Source organism: Streptomyces sp. LS1784, assembly GCF_020103755.1.
In the GTDB taxonomy this organism is placed as follows: Bacteria; Actinomycetota; Actinomycetes; order Streptomycetales; family Streptomycetaceae; genus Kitasatospora.
On sequence record NZ_JAHSQD010000553.1, the window covers coordinates 1 to 5374 of the forward strand.

Annotated in this window: 4 protein-coding genes; 3 read left to right on the forward strand and 1 reads right to left on the reverse strand. The window is 75.1% G+C overall.

Annotated elements, in window-relative coordinates; translation table 11 throughout:
* Positions 1-20 precede the first annotated feature (20 nt).
* The 3 genes from KS423_RS37475 to KS423_RS37485 all read left to right on the forward strand — a co-directional run bounded on the left by KS423_RS37475 (position 21) and on the right by KS423_RS37485 (position 4213).
* Positions 21-1190 (forward strand): HTTM domain-containing protein, encoded by a 1170-nt coding sequence (locus tag KS423_RS37475; RefSeq protein ID WP_374120099.1) that lies wholly within the window; start codon positions 21-23, stop codon positions 1188-1190.
* Positions 1191-1199: 9 nt separating this feature from the next.
* Entirely contained in the window at positions 1200-3353 is a 2154-nt protein-coding gene (locus tag KS423_RS37480; RefSeq protein WP_224284209.1) for an FUSC family protein, read from the forward strand.
* A 104-nt stretch (positions 3354-3457) separates the two neighbouring features.
* Positions 3458-4213: an RNA methyltransferase gene (locus KS423_RS37485; protein ID WP_224284210.1), complete on the forward strand. Its 756-nt coding sequence runs from the start codon at positions 3458-3460 to the stop codon at positions 4211-4213.
* Positions 4214-4254: 41 nt separating this feature from the next.
* On the opposite strand, the gene KS423_RS37490 is transcribed toward KS423_RS37485, so the two are convergent.
* Positions 4255-5374: peptidoglycan-binding protein (locus KS423_RS37490; RefSeq protein WP_224284211.1), on the reverse strand; the 1120-nt coding region annotated here is incomplete at its 5' end.

Here is a 5374-nt window from a genome sequence, read left to right on the forward strand (position 1 = left end):
AGGCCGGCGCCGGGCGGCCGGTGGAGTCCGGGGCGGTGCGGATGGCGCGCGGGCCGGGGGCTCCGCTCGGGCGGGGGATGGAGGCCTTCACCGGGCGGGCGCTCGGCCGGCACCAGGCCGCGGTGATGCGGATCGGCTTCGGGCTGGTCTGGCTGGCCTACCTGCTGCGCGAGTGGCCCAACCGGCGGGTGCTGTACGGCGACCGCTCCCCCTGGTCGATGGAGCTGGCCGAGCGGCTGCTGACCGACAACGGGGCGTTCACCGTGCTGCCCTGGTTCGGCGGACGGCTCTGGTTCGAGCTGGTCTACCACCTGGCGGTGCTGGCGGCGCTGGCCGTGCTGCTGGGCTGGCGGACCAGGGCGAGCACGGTGCTGTTCCTGGTCACCGTGCTGTCCCTGCAGAACCGCGACGTCTTCCTCGGCGACGGCGGCGACAACGTCGTCCACCTGATGGCCGTCTACCTGGTCTTCACCCGCTGCGCCGAGGTCTGGTCGCTGGACGCCAGGAGGCCGGGGCCGGGGCGGACCGGGGTGGCGCTCTGGCTGGTGCTCGGGGCCGTCCTGGCCGTCTGTCAGTTCGGCGGCTTCGCCGGTGACAGCCTGACCTGGACCGACCGGGCCTTCCCGTACCTCGGCTGGTCGCCGCTGTTCTGGGGGCTCTGGGCGGTGGCCGGGCTCTGGTGGACGCTCGGCCGGCTGCGGCCGGACGGCGAGCCGCGGGCGGTGCTCGACGGGCTGGCGAACATGGTGCACAACTGCGCGATGCTGGTGATCGCCGTCGAGGTGGTGCTGATCTACGCCACGGCCGGCTGGTACAAGGTGCAGGGCTCGCGCTGGCAGGACGGAACCGCGCTGTACTACCCGCTGCACCTGGACTACTTCACCCCCTGGCCGGGGCTGTCCGCGCTGGTCGGCTCGGCGCTGCTGCCGGTCTTCCTGATCTCGTACGGCACCGTCGTCCTCCAGGTGGCGTTCCCGTTCACGCTGCTCAACCGGCGGGTCAAGAACGTCCTGCTGGCCGTCATGGTGCTGGAGCACGTGGGGATCGCGGTGGTGCTCGGGCTGCCGGTCTTCTCGCTGGCGATGATCGCGGCGGACGCGGTGTTCCTCCCGACCGGGGCACTGCTGTGGGCGGCGGCGCGGCTGAGGCGGATCAGGCGGAGGCGGATCAGGTGGAGGCTCGCCCCTTAGGATGTCGCTATGTCCTGGTTCGCCGCACTTCGTGACACTGCGCGGACCGGGCTCACCCTGGACCGGGCGCTCACCGACCCCAAGCGGGCGGTGCGCGGGGCGGTCGCGGTGGCGCTGGTGCTCTTCCCGACCCTCGCGCTCGGCGGCGTCGCGCTCGCCACCTCGGCCGCGATGGGCGCGTTCATCGCCGGCTCGGCCACCTTCCAGCGCAGCTTCCGGCCCCGGGCCAGCCTCGCCGTGGCGGCCGGGGCCGGACTCGGCATCAGCACCTTCCTCGGCTACCTGGCCGCCGGTGTCCCCGGGCTGTTCCCGGTGCTGCTCGTGGTCTGGGCCTTCGGCGCCGGGCTGGCCTGGGCGATCGGGCCCACCGCCGGGGTGGTCGCCACCAACACCGTCTCGGTGATGCTGATCGTCGTGCAGCTCCCGGTCAGCGTGGCCACCGCGCTCGGCCACGGGCTGGTCGCCGCCCTCGGCGGGGTCGTCCAGGCCACCGTCATCACCGTCTGGCCGATCGGCAGCTGGACCGCCCAGCGCGAGGCCCTCGCCGACACCTACGCCGAACTCGCCGACTACGCCCGGCGGTTGCGGCAGGACCCGACCGCACACGTGGACCCGGAGCCGTTCATGACGGCCCGCCACGCGGCCGCCCTCACCCCCTGGCAGGACCGCCACCGGCCGCCCGAGCTGCGCGGCCTGCGCGGCATCGCCGAACGCATCCGGCCCACCCTTGCCGCCCTCGCCGACCCCAAGGTGGGCGCCCCCGAGGAGGGGCCGGAGCGGGACCGGGCCCGGGAGGTGCTGGCGGCGGCCGCCGAGGTCATGGACGCCCTCGCCCGGGCGATCCGCACCGGCGACCCGGTCCGGCTCCCCCGCTCCGCGCCCTCGCTCACCCTGGCCGGCTCGGACGAAGGGCCGCGGCTCCAGGGAGCGGCCCGGCGCTCCGCCCGGCGGCTCGGCGGGCTGCTGCGGAAGGCCGCGGACACCCTGGACCGCAACGACGAGGACACCATCACCACGCCCGTGGTCGGGGCCGGCGGGGCGCTGCACAAACCGACCATCGCCCGGATGCTGCCGGTCGCGGCACGGGCCGTCCGGCGGCAGCTCCGGCCGCGCTCGGCGATCTTCCAGCACGCCGTCCGGCTCGCCGGGGTCGTCACCGTCGCCTACCTGCTGGCCCGGCTCGCCGGGTTCCACCACGGCTACTGGGCGCCGATGACCGCCGCGATGGTGATGCGGCCGGACTTCGCGCAGACCTACAGCCGGGGCGTCGCCCGGCTGGCCGGGACGGTGGTCGGGGTCGCCGCCTCGACGCTGGTGGTGCAGCTGATCCACCCCGGGGAGTGGGTGCTGGCCGCGCTGGCGGTGGTCTGCATCGGCGGGTCGTACCTGGCGTTCCGGACCGGGTACGCGCTCACCACGGTCGGGATCTCCACGTACGTGGTGTTCCTGCTCGGGCTGCAGGAAGGCAACCCGTTGGTGACGGCCGTCGAACGGGTCGGGCTCACGCTGCTCGGCGGATCGATCGCGCTCGTCACGTACGCGCTGTTCCCGACCTGGCAGACCGCCCGGCTCGGCGAACGGCTCGCCGAGTGGCTGGCGGCGGCCGGACGGTACGCGGGGGCGGTGATCGCCTGCTACGAGAAGCCGGCGGCGCCGCGCGGACGGACGGTGCGCAGCGCGCTGCTGGACTCGCGGGAGGCACGCTCCGAGCTGATCCAGGCGATGCAGCGGGCCGACACCGAACCGGGGCGGCACGAGTCCGGGCTGGCCGGGGTGAGCCGGCGCCAGATCGACCGGGCCAGGGCGGCGGTCGGAGCCCTCGGACGGGCGGCCGTGCTGCTGGAGGCCCATCTGCCGGCGGCGGACGCGGAGCCCGTGCCGGGGACGGGGGAGTACGCGGAGGAGCTGCGGCTGGCGACGGCGCTCGCGGCGGCGGCGCTGCTGACCGGGCAGCCGGTGGAGTTCGGGGCGGTGCGGGCGGCGCAGGCGCGGTTGGAGGAGGAGCTGGCGGGGGCGCCGGCGGGGGTGCAGCGGGATGTGGTGCGGGCGGGGACCCGGTTGGTGGGGCAGGCGTTGCGGGATCTGGAGCGGGCTTTGCGGGGGAGCTCGTCGACGGGGGGCTTTCGGGAGGGTGGGGGCGGGGCGGATTTGGGGGCTGGTTGATTCTCCGAGTGCCGACTCTGTGGGTGGGGCTGCGGCGTGCGGGCTTCGCCCTGTGCGCCCGCGGGGTGGGGGCGGGTGCGGGTGGGGGTGACAGAGTGGGCGTCATGGACGAGGACGAGCTGGTGCGGGCGTGGCGGGCGGCCGAGCGGGAGCCGGGGGCGGTGCTGCTGGACGGGTTCCACGCGCTGAAGCACGCCCTGCGGTTCGGGGGTGAGGTGCGGCGGGTGCTGACCGCCGACCGGGGGGCCTTGCTGGCGTTGGCGGGCGAGTTGGCGGGGGATGTCGTTCCGGAGCTGGACGGGCTCGCGGTGGAGCTGCCGGAGGCGGCCTTGCGGCGGCTCGTGCCACGGCTGCACCCGACGGGGGTGGTCGCGCTGGCGGTGCGGCCCGGCGCCGAGGCGAACCGGGCGGTGTTGGGCCGTCGGCCGCGGAAGGCGCCGGTGGTGCTGTTGGAGAATCCGCGCAACCTGGGGAACGTCGGGGCGGTGATCCGGCTGGCGGCCGGGTTCGGCGCCACCGGGGTGGTGACCACCGGCGACCTGGACCCGTGGCACCCGAACGTGCTGCGGGGGAGTGCGGGGCTGCACTTCGCGACTGCTGTGGAGCGGTTGTCCCTGGAGCAGCTGCCCGGCGGGCCGCTGTACGTGCTGGACCCGGAGGGCGCGGACATCCGGGATGTGCCGTTCCCGGACGACGCGCTGCTGGCCTTCGGCACCGAGCGGCACGGCGTCTCGGCCGAACTCAAGGCGCGCGCCGACCAGTTGGTGGCGGTGCCGATGCAGCCGGGGGTGTCCAGCTTCAACCTGGCGACCAGTGTCGCGATGGGCCTGTTCCACTGGATGTCCGGGAAGCGGCGCTGAGGAGCGGCGCCCGGGGTGGGCACCGCGCCTCGGGAGGGGCGTCAGGAGAAGAGCCGGCGCCAGGTGTCCGGGCCGGGGTAGCCGTCGGCCTCGCTGCCGCGCCAGCCCTGCGCCTGCTGGAAGGCCTGGACGGCCCGGCGGTCGCTCTCCGTCCAGCGCGGGCCGGGGCCGACGCCGTACGAGGCGCCGAAGCCCTTGCGGACCAGCTGCTCGCCGAGCTGCCGGACGTGGTCGTTGTTCTGGCCGGGGCCGAAGTACTGCGCACCGGGGAAGGCGGAGCCCCCGGTGGCGGGCGGCGGGGGCGGCAGCGGGGTGCCGCCGTCGATGTTGCGGCCCTTGCCGTTGACCAGGTGGTCCCAGGTGTCCTTGCCGGGGATGCCGTCGGCCTCGCTGCCGCGCCAGCCCTGGGCGAGCTGGAAGGCCTGGGTGGCCCTGCGGTCGGCCTCGCTCCAGCGCGGGCCGGGGCCCGAGGAGTAGAACGCGGCGCCGCCGCGCTGCACCAGCATCCGGCCGAGCTCGGTGACGTACGCGTTGTCGGCGCCGGGGCCGAACCTGTCGGCGCCGGGGAAGGCGGTCGAGGAGGTGCCGCCGCCGTTGCCGCCGGCGGACAGGCCGGTATAGCGGTACGGGACGTAGGAGCCGGAGTTGTTCCAGTACGCGTACGGGGTGGAGCGCTTCTTGGTGGCGGGGCCGGTCTGCTCGTAGGCGACGTACTTGGTGCGTGAGGAGTCGGTCCAGCCGCCGAAGATCGTCACGTGCGAGCCGGCCTGCGGGTCGGCCGGGTTGTTGTAGATCAGCACGTCGCCGGGCTGGAGGTCGTTCTTGCCGATCCGCTCGGCGAAGCCGGGCAGTGTCCAGGTGGTCTGGCTGCTGCCCAGGCCCCAGGCCATCGAGACGAAGCCGGAGCAGTCCTGGCGGTAGCCGTCCGACCAGTAGCGGCTCATGCTGTACGGCACGCCCTGGTCGACCCAGCTCTGGGCGCGCTGGATGATCTGCGCCCGGGTGACCGGTGCGGCGGCGGCGCGGGGGGCGGCGAAGGTGCGGGCGCCCGGGGCCTGGCCGTAGAGGCCGCTGACCTCGCCCTGGGGGGTCTGCGACCGGGCGGCGCTGCTGCCGCCCGGAGTGGGAGTGGGAGCGGGGGCCGCGGTGGCGGAGCCGGCC

Bases quoted from the DNA above. Each gene is read 5' to 3' on its own strand.
- KS423_RS37480 (WP_224284209.1), top strand. From the start codon at position 1,200: ATGTCCTGGTTCGCCGCACTTCGTGACACTGCGCGGACCGGGCTCACC.
- KS423_RS37485 (WP_224284210.1), top strand. From the start codon at position 3,458: ATGGACGAGGACGAGCTGGTGCGGGCGTGGCGGGCGGCCGAGCGGGAG.